Source organism: Undibacterium sp. FT79W (assembly GCF_014284215.1).
Classification (GTDB): Bacteria; Pseudomonadota; Gammaproteobacteria; order Burkholderiales; family Burkholderiaceae_D; genus Undibacterium; species Undibacterium aquatile.
On record NZ_JACOGB010000008.1, the window covers coordinates 1 to 23,061 of the forward strand.

Below are 23,061 nucleotides of genomic sequence, written 5' to 3' on the forward strand. Positions count from 1 at the left end.
TTTTGCTTTTAGCGCAGGATTATCATGTTTCGGCGCTGGTGGCTTTATTTCTGATCCTGACGTCTCTTCCCATTACCACTCCTTATTCAGCCGTCTTCTGCTCTTCGATCTTACTGACCAGCGGTCACTATGGCTGGATGAATGGTAAGCCTTCTTAGTCCGGAAGACTTAAAATGACATACTGTAAAAATTTACTATAAGAATCATGATTTCTACTCAAGCAAAAGGCTTCTCTTTAGTCGAAGTGCTCATCGCCGTCTTTGTGTTGGCGCTCGGAGTAATCGGGGCTGCCGGATTGCAGCTAGCAGCAGTTCGTACTTCACAACAAAGCGGGTATCAGACTATTGCAGTTGAATTGGCAAATGAGCTTGCAGATAAAATGCGATCAAGCGATGCTCAAATGAAGTTATCTGACTCAGCAAATGTGTTTGCTAATATTAAGTACGATTCTGCTTCTGACTCTGATCCTACCGCGCCTACACTTTGTTATAGCTCATCAGCTAATTGCAATGCAAATGATTTGGCAAAAGCAGATATTTACGAGTGGTTGGTCAATGTAAAAAAACTACTGCCAGGTGGCAGAGTTTTAGTTTGTCGTGATTCGGCGCCGTTCGATACTTCCGCTAAAGCTCTTACATGGACCTGCACCGCTGACTCTAATGCGGGATTAACAATAAAAATTGGCTGGAAGAGCAAAAATCCTGATGGAAGTTTTGTTACTAGTAATGGTGCAACACCACCAAGTGTTGCACTGACTGTTGAATCTTACGTGAAATAGTTATGTTTAAAAATACTCTTAAGTATTCCTCGGTAGCTTCTTCGAATGGGAAGCAGAATGGCTTAACTTTGATTGAATTGCTGATTTCAATTACTGTTGGGTTACTCGTAGTATTAGCTGCAACTGGCTTAGTTATTTCTACAAAGCAATTATTTCTTAGCCAAACCGAGGGAAGGGAGACGCAGGACACAACGCGCTTTGCGTTAGATAACATTTCTCGTTCGGTCCGCCAGGCTGGCTATGTAAATTATGATTTCGTTAATTCTGCAAAAATTACTCCTTCTACTGCAAGTGCTGATATCGTAGGTATGGATGCAAATAGCGTATCCGCAACATCGGATGATATTGCTTCTCCTACCGGTAACTCTGTGAATTTTAGTGACTTATTAGCTATTCGTTTTTTTGGGTCTGGAAAAACCGGTACTGGTGATGGATCTGTCAGCAATTGTGCAGGATTTTCAGTTCCTGAACCTGTTTCATCAAATACAGCAGGCCAGGATCGTGGATGGAGTATTTATTACGTGGCAAACGATGCCAATGGCGAACCTGAACTATTTTGTAAATATTACAGTTCCGACTCTGGCAAATGGAGTGCGCAGTCGCTTGTCAAAGGAGTCGAATCATTTCAGGTACTGTATGGTGTTGACACGAGCAATCCAAAGGATGGTACCGCAAATAAATTTTTAACTGCGACGGCTGTGAATGCTTTAGATGCAGCTTTGGTGTTGGATGGTAATACTGCAGATGAAAAAGCCAAAGATTTGAACCGTAAAACTTTTTGGAAAAAAATCACAGAAATAAAAGTTGCTTTGCTTGTCAGTGGTGCTCAGAATTCACGTCAGGACGAGGCTAAAACAACTTATGACTTGTTTGGCGCAAGTTATGCATCCACGAGCTCTGGAGTTGATAACGGTACCACTATCAGGGAGGCAGATATACCTGAATCAAGGAGAAATCGAATACGAAAAGTATATAACGCGACGATTCAGGTTCGTAATGTTTGTGACGTTGATCCTGACCGTGACACTTGCCGTTCTCCAAATTGAGTCGAATATGTTTAGATTAAAAATTATGTCGCAGACGGGTGTAAATTTATCTCAGTTTTCTTTGTTAAAACGACAAAGAGGGGCATCGCTGATTGTCTCGTTGCTGATGTTGATTGTTGTGTTGATGCTGAGTATTTCTCTTGCAATGGTTTCGTTACAAGGAGAAAAAGCATCAAGGAGTGATCGCGACCGCCAAATTGCATTAAATGCGGCTGAGGCAGCGCTAAAAGACGCTGAAATGGATATTGATCCTCAAGTCGTTCTTGCCAACGGAAGAAGCAATCTATTTGACGCAACATCTAATCTTTTTTTCGAGACTGGATGTGCATCTGGCGACGGTAATCTTTATCAGGGTATGTGTGCTGCAGCCGTAGAAGGGCAGCAACCAACTTGGATGACTGTCAATATTGCTGATGATAGTGCTGGCTCTGTCTCAGTGAAATATGGCCGTTTTACTGGTCAAACTATGCCGACTGAAAAAGGAGCATTTCCGGCTAGGTTGCCACGCTACATTGTTGAAGCGGTTCAGGATACTGAAGCTGGGGGCAAAGCTGACGATCAAACCAAATATATTTTCCGCATTACCGCGATTGGTTTTGGTCCTAATCCAAATGCCAAGGTGGTTTTACAGTCTTTCTACAGAAAAGCTGTTAAGTCATGAAATTTGTACAACCAGAGTTAACTTTAAAACTCTGGCCGGAGAGCTAATATGAAAAAAATAATTAAGTCTGTCGTTTCAATCAGTTCCTTGCTTGCTAGCACTCTGGTCGTTGCCGCGCCGCCAGTAGTTAATCTGGCTAACGTACCTCTTTATTCCGGGGGGGGGAGTGTAAGACCAAATTTATTGTTGGATCTTTCCGTGGAGTTTCCGACAGTAAAAGCGGCTTATGGCAATGCAAGCGACTACAATAAAACCGTCGAATATCTTGGTTATTTTAATTCTAAGAAATGCTATACAAATGGCGGGGTTAAGAGTTTTACTTTAGTAAATACATCTGGTACCGCAACTGGCAGTTCAAAGACAGCGAGTTGGTCGAATACTCAACCAACTTTGGCAAATGCGCCCAATTCTTTTTTCCAAATTTCTGGAAACGCAGACAGTAATTATGAGTGTGACGGAAGTTCGTTCAGCGGTAATTTTATGAATTGGGCCTCATCTTCTGCGATTGATATGTTACGGCTCTCCCTGACTGGTGGAGATCGTATTTACGATGGCGACACCCAGACAATATTACAAAGAGCTTTTCTATATAGCAGTTTTTATAATTCAGGTTATTTTACAAAAAAATCAATTAAAGCATCTACAACTCAGAGCGCACCAAATAAGGTAACACCGTATTCTGTTACGACGCTGTATATCTTGAATTGCGATAATAAAATTTTATTTAACGATACTACTACTACAGCTAGTTGTGGAACTAACAGAACCTACCCTACCAATTTATCTTCTAGTGATTCAAAGTTGATTTCTGGCACCGACAGAACTTTAGGTGAATTTCTTGTTCGGGTGCAGGTATGTGATGCAAACGAAGCATCAACGAGGACAGATTTGTGCCTCAAATATCCTAATGGTAGCTACAAACCAGTGGGAAACATGCAACGGAATCAGAACAACGTAAGGTATGGTGCTTTTGGTTATCTGATGAATAACGTGAATACTCGTTATGGTGGGGTGTTACGTGCGCCTTTGAAGTACGTTGGTAGCAAGCAATATCGCGCCGCAAATGGTTTTGCGGAAGAAGTAAATGATCGCCCCGAATGGGATGCTAATACCGGGATTTTTGCTGCAAACTCAGAAAATGACGCCTCCGGAAATAGTGGTGTTATTAATTATCTGAATAAATTCGGACGCACTGGAAATTACAAAGGCTACGATCCTTTGAGCGAGTTGTATTATGAGAGTATCCGATATTTGCAAGGAAGACAGCCCACATCGAATGCCTATTCATCAATGTCAACGACGGAGCAGGATAACTTTCAAGTGCTGACAACTTGGGTTGACCCGGTAGAAGCCTCATGCCAGAAAAATTATATTATTGCCATTGGTGATGCCAATACTCACCAAGATACTTATATTCCAGGTGGAACTTTAACCGGAGCTAGTCGTAGTAAACGTGCAGCAGATACAGCAACAACACAGTGGCCAGCTTTTAACGTGGCAACGCAGACTGGTCTAGTTGCAGCCTTGGAGTCTTCATCTTCATCTGGGAATTCGGCTCCGGCTACTTCCTTGGCTAATATGGCGACAGCTTATACTGGGTCTAGCAACGGAACGTTCTATATGGCGGGTACAGCCTATTGGGCTCACACGAACGATATTCGTCTTGATAAGCCAGTGCGCGTCAAAACCTTCACTATTGACGTAGACGAAAATGGGAATGGCTCTATTGATAATGCGTCCAGAAGCAATACTGCTCCGCGTTTGTCTCAGCTTTATCTGACGGCAAAATATGGCGGTTTTAATGATCTTAACCTTGATTTAAATCCGTTCAAGACGTTTGGTTCGGACGGCAAAACGGTTGTTAATAATAATAAGGAGTGGGCGAGCGGAAATGGTACTGATCCTGACAATTTTTTTCTCGCCAGTGAACCAAAGAAGATGATGGCAGCGATCGACAATATTTTTAAATCTGTTGCTTCTAGCGGGGGGAATCTTGCTGGTGTAGGTATTTCGTCAAACTACGCGAGCGATAATCCTTTTGTTTATGCCCCAGGGTTTAAGGCAGAAAAGTGGTCAGGCAGTCTGAATAAAATATCTGCAATTGGATCAAATCAAACGCCGGTCTGGGATGCAGGAATTATTCTGACTGGTGATCCAGTTGCTAAACCCTCGATTGCTCCAAATCCTTTACCAGCGAATCGTAATATTTTTACTTCTAAAGTTGCAGCGGATGGTTCTTTGTCTTTAACCTCATTTTCATCTTCAGGGGGCGCGTTTAGTACGGCGGATCTACTTGCATTGAATACAGATCCACATACTGGGACAGTAGATAATTTTGCAATAGACAGAATTAATTTTTTACGTGGAGACCGTAGTCAGGAGCAATCGAAAGATGCGTCAGGTAACGTGACAGGTAAGTTCAGGGTTCGCGATAGTGTACTGGGGGATATTATTAACAGTGCACCAGTGTATTACGGTGCACCTTCAAAAAATATCACCGGCACAGGATATAGTACTTTTTATAAGAACTACGTTAATCGGCAGAAAGCTGTGTACGTAGGTTCAAACGATGGCATGCTCCATGCATTTGATGCGGACAATGGTACGGAGTTGTTTTCTTATGTGCCTAATGCATTAATTTCAAAATTAAACAAGCTCACTGACCCGTATTATAGTCATCAGGCATTTGTTGATGGTCGTATAACGGTAAAAGAGGCTCAGGTAAAAGGGAACTGGAAAACATTATTAATATCGGGATTTGGTGCTGGGAATAAAGGTGTGTTCGCTCTTGACGTCACAAATCCAGCCAATTTTTCAGGTGGCTTGGGTGCTCTTTGGGAGTTCACAGATAAGATAGATGCCGATATGGGGTATGTGCTTTCACCACCAATGATTGCAAAATTCCGTACTGGAGGAACTGCAAGTAATCCTACCTATTCTAATTTCGTCGTTGTTTCCAGTGGGTATGATAACTACGATTCGAATCCCTCTGCGACAGGTCAGGGTGCGTTGTTCTTACTTTCGTTAGACAAAAATCCCGGGGATCCTTGGACAATTAATTCAAACTATTTCAAGTTGTTAACTCCAATTAAAGATGCGACTCAGCGTAACGGCTTGGGCGCCCCTAACGTGACATATGGCAATGATGGCGGGGTGAATTATGCTTACGCCGGTGATTTGCAAGGAAATATGTGGCGGTTTGATTTTACTGGAACAGATTTATCAAAGGCTAAAACAATAACTACGCCTGTGTTCACGGCAAAAACTCCAACAGGTGAAACACAGCCAATTACTGTGCAGCCTCAGATCGTATTTGCTCCTGGAGGCGGTTATATCCTTCTGTTTGGTACCGGAAAATATTTAGAAACCTTTGACGTTACACCAGTAAATTATCAAGTGAATACTTATTACGCGATACTTGATAGACCTTGTCCGCGTTCGAATGCGAGTTGTCCTACTGATACGTTTACGGTTACGGTTACGGAGCGTAGCGAATTGGCACCGAGAACGACTGCTGTGGCTGGAACTGGATTGACCTTAACTGGTGATAAGTTTACTTACGGCACGGCGACAGGGACAAAAAAAGGCTGGTATTTTGATTTTTATGATTCGAAGAATACCGGTGAGCGTATTCATCACACATTACCCGGTGCAATTGCTGGTAACTATTACTTTTTTAATACCTTAATTCCAAGTAACGATCCTTGCTCAGGCGGCGGTGGTCGTGAATATATGGTGGATGTGCTAACTGGCTTGAATTCAGATGTGACTGGTACTTTGTCAACGATTGGTTTATTAACATCGCCAGTGATTATTTATACATCAACTACTACCGGAGACAGAAACGCGACGGGTAGCCGTAAAATTACCACATCAATTACTAAAGTTGATAGTGGACCTAATGGCAGCAAACGTACAGCAGCGCCTGATGCAGTGACACGTGCCGGGCGTTTGAGTTGGAGAGAATTGCAAAATTATGACGAAATGCGTAAAGCTGCAATTTCTAGTGGACAGTAATTTTTATTATTGAGCGTAATATGAAAAATAGCAGAATAAAAGGCTTTACCTTAATAGAACTAATGATTGTCGTTGCCATAATGGGGATATTAACAACGATAGCGTACTCTTCATATGTTTCTTCCATAACTAAAGCGAAAAGATCTGAGGGGAAATCGGCTCTCATGAAATTGATGCAACAAGAAGAACGTTTTTATACACAAAATAATAGTTATATTGTCTTTTCCCAGGCATCCAGCGATGCGAATGAGATGAGGTTTAATTGGTTCTCGGGGGATAATTCTAGTAAAAGCGCTTATGAAATTAAAGCTACGGCTTGTTCAGGAGATACCATACAAAATTGCGTTTTATTGACTGCCACACCAGGTACTACGAATGTCGATGGTAAATTTAAAGATACGGTTTGTGGAAATCTGACATTAACAAGTACAGGCGTCAAAGGTTTTACCGGGGCAAATGGAACAAAAGATGACTGTTGGTAAAATGAAAAAGACATTCAAATATACTCCTGCAAGAGGCGGGTTTTCTCTGGCCGAATTAATGGTAACAGTTGCGATCGCCGCTATATTAATTGCAATTGCTGCACCAAGTTTTAGTGTTTTCATTGATAACCAAAAATTATTAACTACGGCCACGGAATTCTATTCTGCAGTTAATATGACGAGGTCTGAAGCAATTAAAAGAGGCGCTCAAGTAACGCTTGCGGCAAATGATGGAGTCGCCTGGACTTCAGGGTGGACAGTGTTTGTCGACACAAATGGAAATGCTCGTCCGGATGCAGGGGAAACGACAATATTTACCCATGATGCCACTTCCCAAAAAATGGAGGTGGTAGGCCAGTTCACGGACGGCACATCTCCTTATATCTCTTATACTGGCAATGGTAGAAGCAGGACAAATGCGAATAGCCAACAGCCTCAAGCCGGGACTATTTCATTCAAATTGGGAGCAGCAACTCGGCGGGTAAAAGTGAATTTTTTAGGACGTGCGCGCATTTGCAATCCTGATACCGATTTAAAAACCTGTGCGGATAACGCTACGGGAGATTAGTTGATATCGTGGTAATGATTTTTAGCCGAGAGCAGGGTTTTTGTGAGAGATTTCAGTGATCGATCAGGAATATAAAAACCTGCTGCAATTCTTACGGGTTAAGCAATCGGAAATGTTCGATGTCGGTAGAGGGGAGTGGTTGTACGTTTTTCCTTAACCGGAGAGGTACCTAAACCGGCAATCCTGCAATCCTGCACTATCCGGCAGGTGAGGCCTGAATATTTCCATCCAATATCCAGAGAGAGCGACTCCTGGATATGAAATGTGTGCAGAATAAAAAAGAGTTACAAGCATAAGCGAGTAACTCTTTTTTATTTTCCTACTTATTTGGCTCCCCGACCTGGACTCGAACCAGGGACCTGCGGATTAACAGTCCGTCGCTCTACCGACTGAGCTATCAGGGAATAGAAGAATTTTATATCTTCGTTTAACTTTTTACGCACAGTGATTTGTTATTAAGTTCACTGCTTACTTCGAATTCTGTGGCTCCCCGACCTGGACTCGAACCAGGGACCTGCGGATTAACAGTCCGTCGCTCTACCGACTGAGCTATCAGGGAACAGAGACAAAGATTATATTCGTTGCCCCTTAACTTGTCAACGACTCAAGCCATTCAAACTCACAAAACCTTAGCGATAGCATCGATGACGTTATCGATGTTTTTGCTATTCAACGCCGCGACACAGATGCGTCCGGTGTCAACGGCATAAATGGAATTACCCTCACGGAGTTTGCCAACTTGTTCCTTAGTTAAACCAGAGTAAGAAAACATACCGCGCTGCTGAATAACAAAATCAAAGTTGTGAGTCGGCGCTTTTTCTTTTAGTTTTGCAACGAAAGCATGGCGCATTTCACGTATGCGGACGCGCATGCCGGCCAACTCTTCTTCCCAAAGTTGGCGTAATTCTGGCATGGCTAATACTGTTGCGACAACCTGTCCGCCGTGTGATGGTGGATTTGAATAGTTTGTACGAATAACGCGTTTTAATTGCGACATGATGCGTGCCGCTTCATCTGCGCTGGATGCAGCAATACTGAGCGCACCAACGCGTTCACCGTAAAGCGAGAATGATTTGGAAAATGAGTTAGAGACAAATAATGCACCGCCTGCTTCAGCAAAACGGCGTACCACTTTTCCATCAGCTTCTATGCCGTCGCCGAAGCCTTGATATGCCATATCCAGGAATGGAATTAAACCGCGTTGGGTGACGACTTCGATGACTTGTGTCCATTGATCATCCGTCAGGTCTGCGCCGGTTGGATTATGGCAGCAGGCGTGCAGCAATACGATAGAGCCGGCTGGCATGGTTTTCAATGCATCTAACATACCTGCAAAATTGACGCCGCGGGTATTGGCGTCATAGTAGGGATAGTTGTTGACTTTGAAGCCGGCGGATTCAAACAGGGCGCGATGATTTTCCCAGCTAGGGTCACTGATCCAGACTTGTGATGTAGGTGCAAAGCGTTGCAAAAAGTCTGCGCCCAATTTCAATGCGCCTGTACCGCCAATGGCTTGTGCTGTGATAGCCCGTTTTTCCAGAACCACTGCGCTGTCAGCACCAAAAACTAATTCCTGCACTGCTTTATCGTAGGCTGCGAGCCCTTCAATCGGTAAATAAGTACGTGGTGCATATTTCTCGATCAGAATCGCTTCAGCCTTTTTTACACACTCGAGCAAAGGAACCTTGCCATTGTCGTCGTAGTAAACGCCAACACCAAGATTGACTTTTGCTGGATTTTGATCCGCGTTGTACGCTTCAGTAATACCCAGTATCGGGTCGCGAGGTGCCATCTCGATGGCAGAGAACAGAGGAGAAGAGGTAGGAGCAGTCATGATAATATGGAAAATTATCTGCCGTTGCCGACAGTAATGGTTGGAGTGATAAAAATACGAATGTTATAGGGCTTACGTAAAATTGTTCAGGCTAGGTATGCTGAGCAAGACAGTGTTATCAGTATGGATGGTACTAATCAGTTGACGCGTGGATAGCGCGTTTTCACGTTTGTTTTGCGTAAATCCTATCAGCCTCATATTCTAACAAAGGTAATAGAACCATGGCGGTCGCACCTGTGAATTCAGTCGCTTTATCTGATCAATTGGATGAAGCAAAGTTTATATCGTTTCCAGACTCTCCTTATCAGTTATATCAATTGTTTCAGCCAGCTGGTGATCAACCAACTGCTATTGCTCAGTTGGTGGAGGGCATCAATGACGGACTATTTTTTCAAACTCTGCTGGGGGTGACGGGCTCAGGTAAGACGTACACGATGGCAAATGTCATCGCAAGAACTGGCCGTCCGGCGATTATATTTGCACCGAATAAAACCTTGGCTGCTCAGTTATACAGTGAGTTCAGAGAGTTTTTTCCGCGCAATGCAGTTGAGTATTTTGTGTCTTACTACGACTACTATCAGCCTGAAGCCTATGTACCCCAACGGGATCTGTTCATTGAAAAAGATTCCGCGATTAACGAGCATATCGAACAGATGCGCTTATCGTGCACCAAATCACTGATGGAGCGTCGGGATGTGATTATCGTGGCAACTGTGTCAGCCATTTATGGTATCGGTAATCCTAACGAATATCACAAAATGATTCTGACTTTGCGTGCCCGAGACAAAGTCAGTCAGCGTGATGTCATTGCCCGTCTGATACAGATGCAGTATTCGCGCAATGAAGTTGATTTTGGTCGCGGTACTTTCCGGGTACGCGGCGACACCATTGATATTTTCCCAGCTGAACACGCTGAACTCGCGGTTCGTGTGGAAATGTTTGACGACGAAATCGAAAACTTACAGCTGTTCGATCCACTGACGGGTCGTATTAAGCAGAAAATTCCTCGTTTCACCGTATATCCGGGTTCGCATTATGTAACACCACGCGAGACGGTTTTGCGGGCGATAGAAACCATTAAAGAGGAGTTGCGCGAACGCCTGGATTTCTTCCGTCGGGAAAACAAGCTGATTGAAGAACAGCGTATCGAGCAACGTACCCGCTTTGATCTGGAAATGATGGCGGAGATAGGTTTCACAAAAGGGATTGAAAATTATTCGCGCCACTTGAGCGGCGCTAAAGCGGGCGAGCCGCCACCGACGCTGGTCGATTATTTGCCGGCAGATGCGTTGATGTTTCTGGATGAGTCGCATGTGCTGACCGGGCAATTGAATGGCATGTACAACGGTGACCGGGCGCGAAAAACCAATCTGGTCGATTATGGTTTCCGCTTGCCGTCGGCACTTGATAATCGTCCGCTAAAGTTCGCTGAATTTGAAAGCAAAATGCGGCAAACCGTGTTTGTATCTGCGACACCGGGAGATTACGAGCACCAGCATGCCGATCAGGTGGTGGAGCAGGTCGTCCGTCCGACAGGATTAGTCGATCCCGAAATCGAAGTGCGGCCAGCGTTAACGCAAGTTGACGATCTGATGGGCGAAATCACCGACCGCGTGAAGAAAAATGAGCGGGTGCTGGTCACGACCCTGACCAAACGCATGTCGGAACAGTTAACGGAATTTTTAACTGAGAACGGCATTAAAGTCCGTTATTTGCACAGCGATATTGATACCGTTGAGCGGGTGGAGATTATCCGTGATTTGCGTCTGGGCACCTTTGATGTATTGGTGGGTATTAACTTGCTGCGTGAAGGGCTGGATATTCCTGAGGTTTCATTGGTGGCGATTCTGGATGCGGATAAAGAAGGCTTTCTGCGCTCTGAGCGCAGCCTGATTCAGACGATTGGTCGTGCGGCGCGTAACCTGCATGGAAAAGCGATTCTGTATGCCGATAAGATCACAGATTCTATGCGTCGCGCCATGGGCGAAACCGAACGTCGTCGCAACAAGCAGCTGGCATTCAACCTCGAAAATAATATTACTCCGACAGGTATCCGCAAACAGATTAAAGACATTATCGATGGCGTGTATAACCAGCAGGAAGCCAGAGATGATCTCGTGGCGGCGCAGGAGCAGGCAAAATACGAAGTCATGAGTGAGAAGCAGATCAGTCGTGAAATAAAACGTCTGGAAAAACTGATGCTGGATCACGCAAAAAATCTGGAGTTCGAGAAAGCCGCACAAGTCCGCGATCAGCTCGCGCATTTGAAACAGCAATTGTTTGGTGCCGGCGGCAGCGATAATGTGCCCGTCTGAAGATGGAATAAGGCGCAGCTATTTTCTTAGGTGCAGGTGATACGGAACGGAATCCGCCGTATCACCTGTTTCCGTTATTGCGTTATTGCGGGCTGGCGGGGTGCCATTCTCAGCAATCACAGCAGTCAAAGCGATATGTACTTAATACTGCCAGCGTTTATGTCCGGCTTCTGGTAAATCCTGCATCAGGCAAACCTGATTACGCCCGGCTTGTTTTGCCTGATACAGTGCGGCATCGGCTTGTAAGAACAGATCGTTTTCAGTTTTGCAGCAAGGGAAATCGGACAGGCCGCCGCTGAACGTGAATTGCTTATTTTCTCCCGGCCTGGTTTCAAAAATGATGTTGCTGAACGCCTCGCGCATCGCGTCCAGCTTTAGTTTGCCTTGTTCGCGATCGCAATCCCAGAATATCACCACGAATTCTTCGCCACCGAAACGGCTCAGCAAATCATGCTCGCCCAGCAATCCTGAAAGTACCAGCGATAAACGTTTAATGACGATATCACCGAAATAATGTCCCCAGGTATCGTTGATGAGCTTGAATTTATCGATGTCGAGAATGCCATAGGCGAGGCACTTTCCTTCGCGATTGGCGCGGCGTATCAATTCCTGCGCTTTCTTTTGCAAACCGATTTTATTCAGCAGACCCGTTGCGCGGTCGCGGCTGATCAGATCTTTGCTGGCGCGGATTTTATCGATACGATTCAGTAGCAGGCGGGTCAGTACGTCGTTGTCCGTCTTTTGTATGATTTCATCGAAGCCGCTGTCGAGCGCGTGTCGTGCGAGCACGGTATTCGCCTCTTGTTGCAGCATGATGATTTCACGACTCTGATCGAATTCAATGTTCTTTTTTAATACCCGCACCAGTGCTTCTGTATTCAAAAAATGCGATTGATCGATCATGACGATGTCAGGCTGCATTTCTTTGACTTTGACATGTAACGAGCGTGCATCCTGCGAATGCAATAGCTGCACGCTGTGCTCGGCAAGTAACTGTGTGTTGAGCGGCACGATCTCGCCGAGATAAACGATCACATTGGTTTCGCCGCGTTTGTGGCGGCCAAAAAGATTGAATAGTTTATCGACCAACACTTCATTGCTGATTGGTTTTTCAGCGTAGGCCAGGCAATTACTTTCAACCAGCTTTTGTTGTAGTAAGAAGCGTTCACCTTGCCTGACCGTTTGCAGATAGACATAGTTATGGTGGCCTGGCAGTCTTTGCAACAGATCGCTGAGGAACATGGTCTGACGACGCTGCTGCTGCATATCGTTTTGCATGTTGTAGAGCACGTCGAGATCAATCACAAATAAATCCTGATCGCTCGCATTTTCGACGGCAGTGACAAAGTCGCTCATCTGATCGAAAAAGTGTATGTCGAAATCATACTTATGCGCGCAGAGCAGAAGTTCTTTTTTATTGTCTTTGATGAAAAAGGTCTGTGCCAGCAGTTTTACCTGATTCTTAAATAACAACCCTGCTTCTGCCATTGCTTCTCCGTATGTGCGCCAGTCGGCGTAACACCAATAAATGAAACCATGTTGCTGTGTTGAATTTTATACGAGATTGTTCAGCGTCTTCTATATGCAGGCTGAAATATCCGATTTCTTCATCTGCGAAGCACGATTATGGCGTAAAAAAGACAGGCGTACGTTGTTCGTCCGCCTCGGCTGCAATCACAGGTGCGTAGTCGCTTTCGCAGTAAGTGGTGGAGTTGTTGCCGAACGCAATCTCGGACGAATTTGACGAAATGTAGTATCCCGTCATTACCATCAGACGATCAATCCGCTTAACAATCAGTTTCCGCTTTTAACCGATAACAGGAGACATCATGGCTGCAAAAAAAATTCTTATGCTGGTAGGGGACTTTGTTGAAGATTACGAAGTGATGGTGCCATTTCAGGCACTGCTCGCCGTTGGTCACGAAGTGCATGCCGTTTGCCCGGATAAAAAAGCCGGTGACTACGTTGCGACGGCGATTCATGATTTTGAAGGCCAGCAAACCTACACAGAAAAACCCGGGCATCGTTTTATTCTGACGCATGATTTTGCCAGTATCAATGAGCATGACTACGATGCCTTGTTGATTCCCGGCGGCAGGGCACCGGAATATCTGCGCCTGAATCCGCGCGTGATCGAAATTACACGCCATTTTGCACAGCAACAGAAACCCGTTGCCGCAGTCTGCCACGGTACGCAGATTCTGGCTGCGGCGAAGGTGTTGGATGGCGTGCGCTGTTCAGCCTATCCCGCCTGTCAGCCAGAGGTGGAGCTGGCTGGCGGCGTTTATGCGGCAATCCCTGTGACCGATGCAATCACCGACAAAAATTTTGTTACGGCACCAGCCTGGCCTGCGCATCCGGCATGGATTGCGCAATTCCTTGCTTTGCTGGGAACAAAAATCCATTTATAAAAATGGCATTGCCCGTATAATCGTCAGCAGAAAGTTTGCTTGGCGATTTGCGGGGTGCATCATGTGTGAAATTTTTGTCAAAGCCGACCCTGGCTTGTATGAATCCAAAGCGCGCTCGCTGCGCTTACACGGCGTCGTTACTTCGATTCGTCTCGAAAAACTGTTTTGGCTGACCCTGCAGGAAATTGCTGAACGCGATGGCATGAACACGAATCAACTCATTACCAGGCTCTATGATGAGTTGATTGAATATCGCGGTCATATCGATAATTTCAGCTCTTTTCTGCGCGTTTGTTGTCTGCGGTACACATCGCTGATGGTGGAGGGGGATATTTCCACCAATAAAAATCTGCCATTGGCAGGTGTGCGGGAATCGCAGCCAGAGATGGCTCGTTTTTTAATTTGATGCCTGTTTAGCAGCGGCGCAAATTCACCGGGTGCGGTCAGCCCGGTATTTTTTTTGGGCGCAAGGCACATACTCCCCCCTTAAAATGCCATTTTTGCCTTCATCTCCTTATAAATAAAGGGCATCTGAATATACTCCCCCCCAGTATATTTTTGCCCCATGGGTGCTGCTGATGCCACTTCTTTACTCCTGACGCCGGATTCTGCCATCCGCCATCGTTGGATGGCGCTACCGTATTTCTGTATTGCGAATGATGTTCTTGCACAGTGAGCGAATCACATCGATCTTTGTACCGCGCACAAGATGAAGATGAGCCTGATCCGGCAGTTCAGGATGTTTTTCTGGCATTTTATGCGCTAAGATCAGTGCTTCACCTGCATAAAGGTTCGCGATGAAATGTATTTTGCTGATTATCGACGTGCAACGCGGTTTGTTTGATCACGAGCCGCGACCATATGAAGCTGATGCGGTTGTTGATCGCATCAATATTCTTGCCGACCGGGCACGCCATGCGGGAACCCCTGTTGTTTTCGTTCAGCATGAGACCGAAGACGACGAACTGGCGTTTGGCTCAGACAACTGGCAACTGGAGCAGCGGTTGATTCTGGAAGACGGCGACACCATTTTGCGCAAGACCACGCCGGATTCCTTTTTACGCACCGAGCTGAGCAGTTTGCTGGCGCAGTGGGGAGCCGAGTTAATCGTCATTTGTGGTTATGCCAGCGAATTTTGTGTCGATACCACCAGCCGCCGGGCAGCGGCGCTTGGTTATCCTGTGATTATTGCTGCCGATGCGCATACCACTCACGATAAAGCGCATGCGAGTGCTTTGCAGATACGCACACATCACAATGCGACGCTGGGAAATATCAGCAGCTTTGGTCCGGCGATCCGCGCGATAGACAGCCAGCAGATTGTGTTCGGAATCTGATGCGTGAGTGAGCAGTAGATCTCACGTTCCAATAATAAAAATGCCGGGATCAACCCGGCATTAGTGTGTTGACGGAAATGACTGAATCAGTCTTCCGCAACCCGCTTGGCGATGTGAGCCAGAGCTTCCTCTACCTGATCGATCAGAATCAGACACAGATCGCCTTCTTCCAGCCTGTCCATTGCCAGATCAATCGCGATAAACTCGCCATGGATTTCATCAACCCGGCTGGTTTTTGAGGCGTTTTTCAAACCTTCGCGCAGCAGGGCGACAACTTCGCCATCAGCACGACCACGCTGACACTGGTCCTGATACAGCACGACATCATCAAAAGCTTCGCCGAGAATTTCAGTTTGCTGACGGATGTCCTGATCCCGGCGATCACCGGCACCGCTGATCACGACTGAGCGACGTTTGGCCGGCATGGTTTCGACTGCACGTACCAGCGCCAGAATCGCATCCGGATTGTGACCGTAATCTGCGATCAGGGTAGCACCGCGGTATTGGAACACATTGAAACGACCCGGCGCATTATCCGCTTCATTCGCAAAGGTTTTCAGACCGGTGCGGATGTGATCCCAGTCGAGATTGACGGCCCATGCCGCAGCAACTGAGGCCATGACGTTTTCGACCTGAAAGCCGATGCTGCCATTGCGGGTGATAGGGATGTCGGCCAGCCGTATGCTGTGGCGGGATTTGCCTTCGGCAGCAATCAGTTCGCCGTTTTCTATATACACGACGCGCTTACCCTGCGCACGGTGCGCTGCCATCACTGGATGCTGGCTGTCGGCTGCAAAGAAAATCACTGCCGACGGGCAATTGGCCGCCATGCTGGCAACGATAGGATCGGCCGCATTCAGAACGGCATAACCGTTATCTGCCACGTTCTGGACGATGACGCGTTTCAGAACGGCCAGATCTTCCACCGTTGTGATGTAATTCAGACCCAGATGATCGCCGGAGCCGATATTGGTAACGACGGCAACCTGACAGCGATCGTAGGCCAGACCTTCGCGCAAAACGCCGCCACGGGCCGTCTCGAAGACTGCGGCATCCACTTCCGGGTGCGACAAAACATTGCGCGCGCTGCGAGGGCCGCTGCAGTCGCCGCTATCAATCTGGCGATTACCAATATAAACGCCATCCGTATTGGTCATGCCAGTGCGTAAGCCGCTGGCAGTCATCAGGTGGGCGATCAGACGTACTGTGGTGGTTTTTCCATTTGTACCAGTGACGGCAACGATAGGAATGCGACCATCTTCTCCATCCGCAAACATGGCGCTGATGATTGCTTCACCAACGGCGCGACCTTTCCCAAACGATGGGGAAATGTGCATGCGCAAGCCCGGTGCCGCATTGACTTCGACGATGCCGCCATTTTGCTGTTCTATCGGTTTTAACACGCTGTCTGCCACCAGATCAACACCGCAAATATCAAGACCTATCATTTGTGCGGCAGCGACAGCGCGTGCGGCGACTTCCGGATGGACATCATCGGTCACGTCTGTCGCGGCGCCACCAGTAGAGAGATTGGCGTTGTTACGCAAGACGACGCGCTGGCCTTTTGGCGGTACAGAGTCTGCTTCCAGACCTTGTTTTGCCAGACTGGCGAGCGCGATATCATCAAAACGGATTTTAGTCAGCGAGGTGGAGTGACCACTGCCGCGACGTGGATCTTTATTCACCTGTTCGACCAGTTGACGCACCGATTGTTTGCCGTCGCCCACCACTTGCGGCGGGTCGCGACGTGCAGCGGCGACCAGCTTGTTGCCGATGACGAGCAGACGGAAATCATTACCCGGTAAAAAGCGCTCAACCAGGATGTCGTCGCGGAACTCTGTTGCTGCATGATAGCCAGCAACCAATTGTTCGCGTGTAGTGACGTTGACGGTGACGCCTTTACCCTGATTACCATCTTTAGGTTTGACCACAACAGGCAAGCCGATTTCCAGGGCGGCAGCCCATGCATCGTCGGGGCCGTCAACGGAACGGCCAAGCGGCACAGGTACGCCGGCTGCGTGTAACAGTTTTTTGGTTAATTCTTTATCTTGTGCGATCGCTTCGGAAATGGCGCTGGTGCCATCCATTTCCGCTGCCTGGATTTTCCGCTGGCGTGAGCCCCAGCCAAATGCGACCAGGCTGCCATCGGTCAGACGACGATAGGGAATATTGCGGGCAACGGCTGCGTTGACGATAGAGCCGGTCGATGGTCCGAGGCGCACATCTTCATCGAGTTCGCGTAACTGATCCAGCGCAGCTTGCAGATCAAACGTTGTGTTGTTGAGTGCGGCATTAATCAGCTTTTCTGACAGTTCGAGTGCGAGGCGACCAACGACTTCTTCGGAATATTCAACAACGACCTGAAAAATTCCCTGTTCCAGGGTTTGCGTCGTGCGGCTGAATGTAACCGGGCATCCCGCTTGCGCCTGTAAGCCCAGGGTGGTCAGTTCAAACACATGCGCAATCGAGATCGCATCGTTGTAGCCTGTCGGTTGCAAAATGCTTAGTTCGGGGAATAATGCACGCAAACGGTCTTCAAAACCGACCAGTTCTGCAATTGAACATTCAGCTTCGTTGCAGGCAACGATCGCTTCTACCGACGTATGATGGCTCCAGAGATTCGGGCCACGCAGGGCACGGATGCGTGATACTTCCATAAAACTTAGTCCTGTTGAAAGGGGCAGTTAATCAGGTAGCGTCGACGGATGCGATACATCTTCATCCTTAAAAGCTGCTTGCTACCTGTGATTTTTATTTAAGCAAATTTAGCGAAATTGATTGAGCGATGGATTGTTCAGCATCCCTGTTTCAATATACGGTTTTCGGGCTGGAATCAAAAGTTCTGAGCCCGGCACCGATGAGTTCCGGACTGACATCCAGCGCCCAGGCACCGGCAACTGCGGCCATGATGCTTTCAGGTTGCGCTGCTTTGGTCGGTTTCAGTGATGAAAGCGGCAGCAGGGCGGTTTCTTCGGCGCCACTTGCCAGAACAATATTATTGTCGCGTATGAAAACGACGCGTTCACCCGCTGCACGATGCGCTTTGAGGGTGTCCAGATGTTCATCGAGTGCATAGAAAATAACTTTGCCATCACATAACTCGGCCAGATCTGCTACCTCAGGTATTGCGGCATTCAGAACGGCAGTACCGGTGCGCAGCACGACATCAACCTGCGTACGCATAATTTTGCGCATCTGCTCAGCATCATTGATATAAAATTCGCCGAGATCTTCGTGACCATCAAAATCGGTGACGATTCCGACGCTGCACTTGTCGTAAGCGAGCCCATCCGTCAGTAAGGCGCGTGCATTCGTTTCAAACACCGCCGCTTCAACTGAACGGTTAATCAGCAAACGTTGACCCGCTTCCCAATTCGCACAATTGCCGTCGGTCACCAGACGTTTGTTCAGGTATAAACCCTGACGACTGGCGACACCAGTTTCCTTGCCTGCGATGTTCAGTAAGCCGCCTATCAGTCTCGAAATCAGATCGGTATTGCGTGTGCCAGCGACGCCGACAATTTGTATGCGACCTGTTTCTTCTTCCGCAAACAGATGATCGACAATCGCCTTACCTACATCACGTCCTTCACCGTTTGCCGGTTTGATGTGTGCCAGCAAACCCGGGCTGGCATTGACTTCAATGATGGCGCCACGTTGTTCTGTCAGAGGGCGGCTGATATCTTCGGTGACCAGATCAACACCAGCGATATCCAGTCCAACGATGCGTGCTGCGAGTGTGGCTGCATAAGCAACATCGGGATGAATAATGTCAGTCACATCCAGTGCGACGTTACCGTTGAGCTGAATTAATACTTTCTGATTTTCCTGTGGCACGGAATCGGCATCCATGCCCTGGCGTTTGAGTTCGAGTATCACTTCCGCAGCAACGGCGGGTTGAATGATATTCAGAGGGAATTCTTCGGTTGTTCCGCGGCGTGGATCAGTATTGATCTGGGTATCAACCAGTTGCTGAACGGTGGATTTTCCGTCACCTCTGATCCAGAGCGATTCGCCCTTGCCAGCGGCAACGACTTTATTCCCCACGACTAATACGCGATGTTCGTCGCCAGCGATGAAACGCTCAACAATCACGCTTTTACTGTCGCCCTTACGTGCAGCGAGATGATAGGCCGCTTCCACATCCGCTTGCGTCATCAGATTCAACGAGACACCGCGCCCGTGATTGCCGTCATACGGTTTCACAACGACCGGCAGACCGATATCCTGCGCTTCTTCCCATGCTTCTTCAGCACTGCGGACGATGCATCCTTCAGGAACGGGGACGCCGCAGGCTTTCAGTAATGTTTTCGTCAGATCTTTATCAGAAGCGATACTTTCGGCAATGGCGCTGGTACGGTCAGTTTCTGCCGTCCAGATGCGGCGTTGTGCTGCGCCGTGACCGAGTTGTACCAAATTGCCATCGGTGAGGCGCAGCGAAGGAATGCCGCGATTCGTTGCTGCATCGACGATGCTGGCCGTGCTTGGGCCGAGACAGCGTGCGTCAACCATGTCACGCAAAATACCCAACTGTGTTTCGAGATCAAATGGCTGATCCTCAATGGCGGCCATCAGTAAATCACGAGCGATGGTCAGTGCCGTGCGGCCGACTTGTTCTTCGCGGGTACGGAATGCCATTTTGTAGACGCCGGTCACACCTGTTGAACGGGTTTGTCCGAAGCCGGTGCGCATTCCTGCAAGATTTTGCAATTCCAGTACGACATGCTCAAGGATGTGACCAGACCAGGTACCTTCACGCAGACGCTCCAGAAACCCCCCGCGCTCACCGACACCGCAGCGATGCTCAATTAAACCGGGGAGCCATGTTATTAAACGCTCGTACAAACCCGGCAACATATTCGATGGTGTGTCTTCGAGTGCTCCGATATCAAGCCAGGTTTCGATGACTGGCCGGTAAGTCCAGATATTCGGTCCGCGCAAATGATTTACACGGAGAATGCTGATGTCTTTCTTCTTTGTCGTCATGTAAGTAATTTCTTATAGATCGGGAACAACAGACCTGATCTTGTCAAATTTAGAGCATTTTCTCTTATTAGGAAAAATTTTTGCTGAGTTTAAACAAATGCGCCTGCTGAAATTTGCCGGTATTCATTTATTCATTACAAAGCAGAATAGAAAGACGGTCTTACTGATATACTTGCGCTTTAGCGCAAACAGCATTAATCCTCTTGATCAGTTTCATCTGATTATTCTTCTTTCGATAGAATACCGTAAATTACTGCTTCCGTGATACGGCTTGCGCCTCTAACGGATTCAAGTAATCGATTTTTTCAAAAATTCAGTCCTTGTTTTATCTTACAGGACACGCTCTTGAGCCGGAGTTTGCTTCACAATGACCACAACAAAAATCAGTTCCGAGCAGTCAGTTTTGTCGATTTCCCCGCAATGGCAAAATGAGCTGAGCAAGCAAATGACTGAAAGTGAAAACGTTTTAAGTGCTTTTGAGGTTGACCTCGATAATAAGCTGCACTTTGTGAAAGGTCTGATTGTCGTTACCGATAAAGGTATTCGTACACTTCCGGCCGGTGGGACTACCTGGCAAAGCTGGGATTACAGACCCGGTCTTTCTCTCACGCATCATGATCATGCCGGAGTAGGGCATTTACAACTGACGGATGGGCAAGGTTTGCTGGCAAGCTGGCGCTTTACGCTGGGACAGAATCTGCATGCGATCCGGCTGTTAGATCATTTCAATGAACAATTGCAAAGCGTTCTGACTGGTCAGCCTGTGATCCGGGCGGAACAAAACATTTGCCCGAGCTGTAAAGCGGTGTTGGAGCCGGATCAGGAAGAGTGCCCAGTCTGTACGAAGGTGGTCTATACCCCTCCTTCAACCTGGACCTTGTTGCGTCTCTGGCGTTTCGCCCATCCTTACCGTGTGCAGTTGTTCATCGGTTTCGCATTGATGCTGCTGGGAACGGCGGCGCACATGATTCCGCGTTACCTGACCAAGCCGCTCACGGATGAAGTACTGATTCCGTTTCAGCACAAAGAATTTGTCGATCCTCAACTGGTGTATCTGTATATCGGCGGGTTGTTGGGATCGGCAGTCATTGCCTGGTTGTTGAGCTGGGGCAAGACTTACATACTTGCGCTGGTGTCAGAGCGTATCGGCGCTGACCTGCGTACCGCGACTTATGAACATTTGTTGAAATTGTCACTCGAATATTTCGGTGGCAAACGCACCGGCGACCTGATGTCACGTATTGGTAGCGAGAGTGATCGTATCTGTGTATATCTGTCGCTGCATTTACTCGATTTCGCAACTGATGTGCTGATGTTTGTGATGACTGCGGTCGCGCTGTTACAGATTAATACCAAGCTGGCGCTGGTGACTTTGTTACCGCTGCCATTTATCGCCTGGATGATCCATCTGGTGCGGGATAAATTGCGTACCGGCTTCGAGAAGATAGACCGGGTCTGGGGTGAAGTGACCAATGTGCTGGCCGATACTATCCCCGGTATCCGTGTCGTGAAAGCTTTCGCACAAGAGCAGCGTGAAGCTGGTCGTTTCCGCGAGGCGAATAAACATAATCTGGCGGTGAATGACCGTCTGAATAAAGTCTGGTCACTGTTTTCGCCGACGGTTTCTTTCCTGACCGATCTGGGGATTCTGGTGGTCTGGGCTTTCGGGATCTGGCAGGTCGCGCATGAAGAAATCACGGTTGGAGCGCTGGTCGCAGCGGTGGCTTTCATCAGTAACTTCTATGGGCGTATTGATTCCATGAGCCGCATTGTATCGGTGACTCAGAAATCAGCGTCGGCAGCCAAGCGTATTTTTGACATTCTGGACCATGTATCGAGCGTACCTGACCCGCAGCAGCCGGTCAAAGTGAAGGAAATTAAAGGGCAGATTGAGTTAAGAGAAGTCGGTTTCCGCTACGGAAACCGTGCCGTTAACCGAGGCATCAGTTTAACGATTAAGCCTGGTGAAATGATAGGACTGGTAGGGCACAGTGGCTCAGGCAAGAGCACGCTGGTCAATCTGATTTGCCGGTTTTACGATGTTTCCGAAGGCGCAATTTTGCTCGATGGCGTCGATATCCGGTCTTTTGCAGTATCGGATTATCGTCGCAATATCGGTCTTGTGTTGCAAGAGCCTTTCTTGTTCTTCGGCACGATTGCAGAGAATATCGCTTACGGCAAACCTCATGCGACGAGAGATGAGATTATCGCTGCTGCAAGAGCTGCTCATGCGCATGAATTCATATTACGCTTGCCACAAGGATACGACTCCATGGTCGGTGAACGTGGCCAGGGCTTATCTGGCGGTGAACGGCAACGGATTTCGATCGCGCGTGCGCTGTTGATTGATCCACGGATATTGATTATGGATGAAGCGACATCGTCCGTTGATTCGCAAACAGAAAAAGAAATACAAAAAGCGCTTGATAACCTGGTGCAGGGGCGTACCACCATCGCGATTGCCCATCGTTTGTCCACTCTGCATAAAGCCGACCGGTTGGTTGTGCTGGATCGCGGACAGGTCGTTGAAGTCGGCAGTCATGATGAATTAATGGCGAAGCAGGGGGCTTACTACGATTTGTATCAGGCGCAGGCCAGAAACGCAGAATTGGTTGAGGAAGAATAA

Annotated in this window: 15 protein-coding genes and 2 tRNA genes; 11 read left to right on the forward strand and 6 right to left on the reverse strand. The window is 47.6% G+C overall.

The window, feature by feature from the left end:
- The first annotated feature begins 205 nt into the window (after nt 1-205).
- The 6 genes from pilV to H8K38_RS14930 are packed head-to-tail and all read left to right on the forward strand — an operon-like array spanning nt 206 to nt 7,552.
- The gene (gene pilV / locus H8K38_RS14905; protein ID WP_186885645.1) at nt 206-778 is read left to right on the forward strand and encodes a type IV pilus modification protein PilV; all 573 of its coding nucleotides are present in this window, start codon (nt 206-208) and stop codon (nt 776-778) included.
- Between the two features lie 2 nt (nt 779-780).
- Nucleotides 781-1,824, forward strand: coding sequence for a PilW family protein (locus H8K38_RS14910; RefSeq protein ID WP_186885646.1), 1,044 nt, complete (start codon nt 781-783; stop codon nt 1,822-1,824).
- A 7-nt stretch (nt 1,825-1,831) separates the two neighbouring features.
- Nucleotides 1,832-2,485 carry a PilX N-terminal domain-containing pilus assembly protein gene (locus tag H8K38_RS14915; RefSeq protein ID WP_255423006.1) on the forward strand — a complete coding sequence of 218 codons (654 nt, stop codon included), beginning with the start codon at nt 1,832-1,834 and terminating at the stop codon, nt 2,483-2,485.
- A gap of 48 nt (nt 2,486-2,533) precedes the next feature.
- Complete coding sequence (locus H8K38_RS14920; RefSeq protein ID WP_186885647.1) at nt 2,534-6,502, forward strand: pilus assembly protein; 3,969 nt, start codon at nt 2,534-2,536, stop codon at nt 6,500-6,502.
- Nucleotides 6,503-6,522: 20 nt separating this feature from the next.
- The gene (locus H8K38_RS14925; RefSeq protein ID WP_186885648.1) at nt 6,523-6,984 is read left to right on the forward strand and encodes a type IV pilin protein; all 462 of its coding nucleotides are present in this window, start codon (nt 6,523-6,525) and stop codon (nt 6,982-6,984) included.
- A complete protein-coding gene (locus H8K38_RS14930) occupies nt 6,971-7,552 on the forward strand; it encodes a GspH/FimT family pseudopilin (protein ID WP_255423007.1) in 582 nt (193 codons plus the stop codon). The genes H8K38_RS14925 and H8K38_RS14930 overlap by 14 nt, the downstream gene beginning before the upstream one ends.
- A 328-nt stretch (nt 7,553-7,880) precedes the next feature.
- On the opposite strand, the gene H8K38_RS14935 is transcribed toward H8K38_RS14930, so the two are convergent.
- The 3 genes from H8K38_RS14935 to H8K38_RS14945 form a co-directional block, all read right to left on the reverse strand.
- Nucleotides 7,881-7,956 (reverse strand) — tRNA-Asn (locus H8K38_RS14935).
- 79 nt (nt 7,957-8,035) lie between these two features.
- Nucleotides 8,036-8,111, reverse strand: a tRNA-Asn gene (locus H8K38_RS14940).
- A gap of 60 nt (nt 8,112-8,171) precedes the next feature.
- On the reverse strand, nt 8,172-9,386 hold the full coding sequence (locus tag H8K38_RS14945) for an amino acid aminotransferase (RefSeq protein WP_186885649.1): 1,215 nt from the start codon (nt 9,384-9,386) through the stop codon (nt 8,172-8,174).
- Nucleotides 9,387-9,607: 221 nt separating this feature from the next.
- Between H8K38_RS14945 and uvrB the strand changes: the two genes are divergently transcribed.
- Nucleotides 9,608-11,701, forward strand: a complete 2,094-nt coding sequence (gene uvrB / locus H8K38_RS14950; RefSeq protein WP_186885650.1) for an excinuclease ABC subunit UvrB — start codon at nt 9,608-9,610, stop codon at nt 11,699-11,701.
- Between the two features lie 141 nt (nt 11,702-11,842).
- On the opposite strand, the gene H8K38_RS14955 is transcribed toward uvrB, so the two are convergent.
- A complete protein-coding gene (locus H8K38_RS14955) occupies nt 11,843-13,189 on the reverse strand; it encodes a GGDEF domain-containing protein (RefSeq protein WP_186885651.1) in 1,347 nt (448 codons plus the stop codon).
- 341 nt (nt 13,190-13,530) lie between these two features.
- On the opposite strand from H8K38_RS14955, the gene H8K38_RS14960 reads away from it, so the two are divergent.
- The 3 genes from H8K38_RS14960 to H8K38_RS14970 all read left to right on the forward strand — a co-directional run bounded on the left by H8K38_RS14960 (nt 13,531) and on the right by H8K38_RS14970 (nt 15,449).
- On the forward strand, nt 13,531-14,112 hold the full coding sequence (locus H8K38_RS14960) for a DJ-1/PfpI family protein (RefSeq protein WP_186885652.1): 582 nt from the start codon (nt 13,531-13,533) through the stop codon (nt 14,110-14,112).
- Between the two features lie 61 nt (nt 14,113-14,173).
- A complete protein-coding gene (locus H8K38_RS14965; protein WP_186885653.1) occupies nt 14,174-14,518 on the forward strand; it encodes a ribbon-helix-helix domain-containing protein in 345 nt (114 codons plus the stop codon).
- 391 nt (nt 14,519-14,909) lie between these two features.
- Nucleotides 14,910-15,449: a cysteine hydrolase family protein gene (locus H8K38_RS14970; RefSeq protein ID WP_186885654.1), complete on the forward strand. Its 540-nt coding sequence runs from the start codon at nt 14,910-14,912 to the stop codon at nt 15,447-15,449.
- An 86-nt stretch (nt 15,450-15,535) separates the two neighbouring features.
- Here the strand turns inward: H8K38_RS14970 and cphA (H8K38_RS14975) are convergent, their stop codons facing one another.
- The gene (gene cphA / locus H8K38_RS14975) at nt 15,536-18,106 is read right to left on the reverse strand and encodes a cyanophycin synthetase (RefSeq protein ID WP_186885655.1); all 2,571 of its coding nucleotides are present in this window, start codon (nt 18,104-18,106) and stop codon (nt 15,536-15,538) included.
- A gap of 151 nt (nt 18,107-18,257) precedes the next feature.
- A complete protein-coding gene (gene cphA, locus H8K38_RS14980) occupies nt 18,258-20,435 on the reverse strand; it encodes a cyanophycin synthetase (protein ID WP_186885656.1) in 2,178 nt (725 codons plus the stop codon).
- 367 nt (nt 20,436-20,802) lie between these two features.
- Between cphA (H8K38_RS14980) and H8K38_RS14985 the strand changes: the two genes are divergently transcribed.
- Nucleotides 20,803-23,061 (forward strand): ABC transporter ATP-binding protein, encoded by a 2,259-nt coding sequence (locus tag H8K38_RS14985; RefSeq protein WP_186885657.1) that lies wholly within the window; start codon nt 20,803-20,805, stop codon nt 23,059-23,061.

Bases quoted from the DNA above. Each gene is read 5' to 3' on its own strand.
- pilV (WP_186885645.1), top strand. From the start codon at position 206: ATGATTTCTACTCAAGCAAAAGGCTTCTCTTTAGTCGAAGTGCTCATC.
- H8K38_RS14910 (WP_186885646.1), top strand. From the start codon at position 781: ATGTTTAAAAATACTCTTAAGTATTCCTCGGTAGCTTCTTCGAATGGG.
- H8K38_RS14915 (WP_255423006.1), top strand. From the start codon at position 1,832: ATGTTTAGATTAAAAATTATGTCGCAGACGGGTGTAAATTTATCTCAG.
- H8K38_RS14920 (WP_186885647.1), top strand. From the start codon at position 2,534: ATGAAAAAAATAATTAAGTCTGTCGTTTCAATCAGTTCCTTGCTTGCT.
- H8K38_RS14925 (WP_186885648.1), top strand. From the start codon at position 6,523: ATGAAAAATAGCAGAATAAAAGGCTTTACCTTAATAGAACTAATGATT.
- H8K38_RS14930 (WP_255423007.1), top strand. From the start codon at position 6,971: ATGACTGTTGGTAAAATGAAAAAGACATTCAAATATACTCCTGCAAGA.
- H8K38_RS14945 (WP_186885649.1), bottom strand. From the start codon at position 9,386: ATGACTGCTCCTACCTCTTCTCCTCTGTTCTCTGCCATCGAGATGGCA.
- uvrB (WP_186885650.1), top strand. From the start codon at position 9,608: ATGGCGGTCGCACCTGTGAATTCAGTCGCTTTATCTGATCAATTGGAT.
- H8K38_RS14955 (WP_186885651.1), bottom strand. From the start codon at position 13,189: ATGGCAGAAGCAGGGTTGTTATTTAAGAATCAGGTAAAACTGCTGGCA.
- H8K38_RS14960 (WP_186885652.1), top strand. From the start codon at position 13,531: ATGGCTGCAAAAAAAATTCTTATGCTGGTAGGGGACTTTGTTGAAGAT.
- H8K38_RS14965 (WP_186885653.1), top strand. From the start codon at position 14,174: ATGTGTGAAATTTTTGTCAAAGCCGACCCTGGCTTGTATGAATCCAAA.
- H8K38_RS14970 (WP_186885654.1), top strand. From the start codon at position 14,910: ATGAAATGTATTTTGCTGATTATCGACGTGCAACGCGGTTTGTTTGAT.
- cphA (WP_186885655.1), bottom strand. From the start codon at position 18,106: ATGGAAGTATCACGCATCCGTGCCCTGCGTGGCCCGAATCTCTGGAGC.
- cphA (WP_186885656.1), bottom strand. From the start codon at position 20,435: ATGACGACAAAGAAGAAAGACATCAGCATTCTCCGTGTAAATCATTTG.
- H8K38_RS14985 (WP_186885657.1), top strand. From the start codon at position 20,803: ATGACCACAACAAAAATCAGTTCCGAGCAGTCAGTTTTGTCGATTTCC.